The organism is Cellulomonas sp. IC4_254 (genome assembly GCF_011603975.1).
Classification (GTDB): domain Bacteria; phylum Actinomycetota; class Actinomycetes; order Actinomycetales; family Cellulomonadaceae; genus Cellulomonas.
In genome coordinates this window covers 1-2,756 of record NZ_JAANNB010000309.1, presented here as the reverse complement: position 1 = coordinate 2,756, position 2,756 = coordinate 1, and the positions used below count along the sequence as shown (strand labels likewise).

At 76.6% G+C, this 2,756-nt stretch carries 1 protein-coding gene; it reads right to left on the bottom strand.

Annotated elements, in window-relative coordinates; translation table 11 throughout:
* Positions 1–2,756, bottom strand: a 2,756-nt coding sequence (locus tag G6556_RS18195) for an Rne/Rng family ribonuclease (RefSeq protein ID WP_166944474.1), incomplete at both ends; no start/stop codon positions are given.

The window sequence follows — 2,756 nt, the reverse complement described above, 5'->3', positions numbered from 1 at the left end:
CCCCGCGTCGCCGTGCGTCGCGTGCTCCTCGCCGTCGTGCGCGTGGGCGTGCGCCGCCGCGGCCGCGATCGTCGCGAGCGTGGCCTTGACCGCGTCCCGCGCCTCCGGCAGCACCGGCACGGCCGGCGTCGCGACCGGCGCGGGCGCCTGCTCCTTGCCGCCGCCACGCTTGCGCCGCGGCTTCTTGGCCTCGCCGCCGTTCTCCGCCGGCTGCTGGGGCGCGCCCGCCTCCGGCTTGTGGTTGTGCTTCTCGACGGGCTCGGCGTGCACGATGAAGCCGCGGCCGTTGCAGTGCTCGCAGGTCTCGGAGAACGCCTCGACCAGACCCTGGCCGACCCGCTTGCGGGTCATCTGCACCAGGCCGAGCGAGGTGACCTCGGCCACCTGGTGCTTGGTCCGGTCGCGGCCGAGGCACTCGACCAGGCGGCGCAGCACCAGGTCGCGGTTCGACTCGAGCACCATGTCGATGAAGTCGATGACGATGATGCCGCCGATGTCCCGGAGCCGGAGCTGGCGGACGATCTCCTCCGCGGCCTCCAGGTTGTTCCGGGTCACCGTCTCCTCGAGCGTGCCGCCCGCGCCGGTGAACTTGCCGGTGTTGACGTCGACGACCGTCATGGCCTCGGTGCGGTCGATCACCAGCGAGCCGCCCGACGGCAGCCAGACCTTGCGGTCCATGCCCTTGGCGAGCTGCTCGTCGACGCGGTGGTCGGCGAACACGTCGCCGGTGCCGGTGTACTTCGACACCTTCTCGGCCAGGTCCGGGGCCAGCTCGCCGATGTAGCCGGAGATCGTCGACCACGCCTCGTCGCCCTGGACGACCAGGGAGGAGAAGTCGTCGTTGAAGATGTCGCGCACCACGCGGATCGCGAGGTCCGGCTCGCCCTGGAGCAGCGCCGGCGCGTTGGCGGTCTTCGACTTCTTCTCGATGGCCTCCCACTGCGACTGCAGGCGGGCGATGTCGGCGCGCAGCTCCTCCTCCGAGGCCCCCTCGGCCGCCGTGCGGACGATGACGCCGGCGGAGTCCGGGACGACCTCGCGCAGGATCTTCTTGAGGCGGGCGCGCTCGGGCTCGGGCAGCTTGCGGCTGATGCCGGTCATGCCGCCGCCGGGCACGTACACGAGGTACCGGCCGGCGAGCGTGATCTGCGACGTCAGGCGAGCGCCCTTGTGGCCGATCGGGTCCTTGGTGACCTGGACCAGCACCGGGTCGCCGGACTTGAGCGCCTGCTCGATGCGGCGCGGCTGGCCGCCCTCGAGACCCGCGGCGTCCCAGTTGACCTCGCCGGCGTAGAGCACGGCGTTGCGGCCCTTGCCCACGTCGACGAACGCGGCCTCCATGCTCGGCAGCACGTTCTGCACGCGGCCGAGGTAGACGTTGCCGGCCATCGAGACCTGCGCCTGCCGGGACACGTAGTGCTCGACGAGCACGCCGTCCTCGAGCACCGCGATCTGCGTCTTGCCGTGCGCCTCGCGCACGATCATCGACCGCTCCACCGACTCGCGGCGGGCCAGGAACTCGGCCTCGGTGATGATCTGGCGGCGGCGGCCCGCGTCGCGGCCCTCGCGGCGGCGCTGGCGCTTCGCCTCCAGCCGGGTCGAGCCGCGCAGGGCGGTGACCTCGTCCCCGCCGCGCGACGACGACCGCCGCGACGACGACTGCTGCTGCGGCTCGGCCTCGGCGTCCCCGCCACCACGGCCCGAGCGGCGGCGGCGCCGACGACGGCGGCTGCTGCCCTGCTCGTCGCCCTCGCCCTCGCCCTGCTCGTCGGACTCGTCCTCGCGGTCCTCCGCGTCCTCCGCGGGCTCCTCGCCCTCGTCGGACGGCTGGTCGCCCTCGTCCTCGCCCTGCTCGGCGTCCGAGCCCCCGCGCGAGCGGCGGCCGCGGCCACCGCGGCGACGGCGGCGGCGCGGGGCGTTCTCGTCGCCCTCGTCCTCCGCGCGCTCGGCGGCGGCCTCCTCGGCCTCCTCGTCGGCCTGCTCCGCGGCGGCCTCGACGGCGGAGGCGTCCTCGGCCTCGACGGCCGTCTCCTCGGCGGCGGCCTCGGCACGCTCGGCACGCGACCGGCCGCGGCGACCGCGGCGGCGCGACGGGGCGCCCTGCTCCTCGGCGGGGGCGTCCTGCGGCGCCGCGGCGGCCTCGGCGGCGGCCCCGGCGGCCTGCGCGGCGTCGAGGTCGGCCTGAGCCGCGGCGGAGATCGCCTCGGGCGAGCCGGACGGGGCCTGGGCCCGGCGCCGCCGGCGCGGAGCCTCGGGCGCCTGGAACAGCAGCGCCGTGGTCGCGAGGCGCGCGGAGGCCGCGCGGTCCTGGTCCTGCTTCTGCGCGGCCGGCTGCTGCGTCGCGGGCTGCTGCGTCGTGGGCTGCTGCGTCGTGGGCTGCTGCGTCGTGGGCTGCTGCTCGGCGGCGTCGGACGCGGCGGCCTCGGGGGCCCCGGCCTTGCGGGTGCCGGAGCGGCGGCCGCGGGAACGGCGGGCCGGCTCGCGCTCGGCGGGCTGGGTGCGGCCGAGCTCGGCGAGCACGTCCAGGCGGCTCTCCGGGGCGGCGGCGGACGTCTCCTCGGCCTGCTCGACCGCCTCGGCGACCTGCTCGTCCTCGGGCTGCTCGATGACGACGTCCTCGTCGGCGTCCTGCGGCTCCTCGACCGGGGCGGCGGGCGCCTCGGCCTCGGGCGCGGCGGGCGCCTCCGGCTCCGGCGACGCCTCGGCGGCGGTGGTCGTGGCGGGCTCGGCGGGCGCCTCGGCGGCCGGCGGCTCGG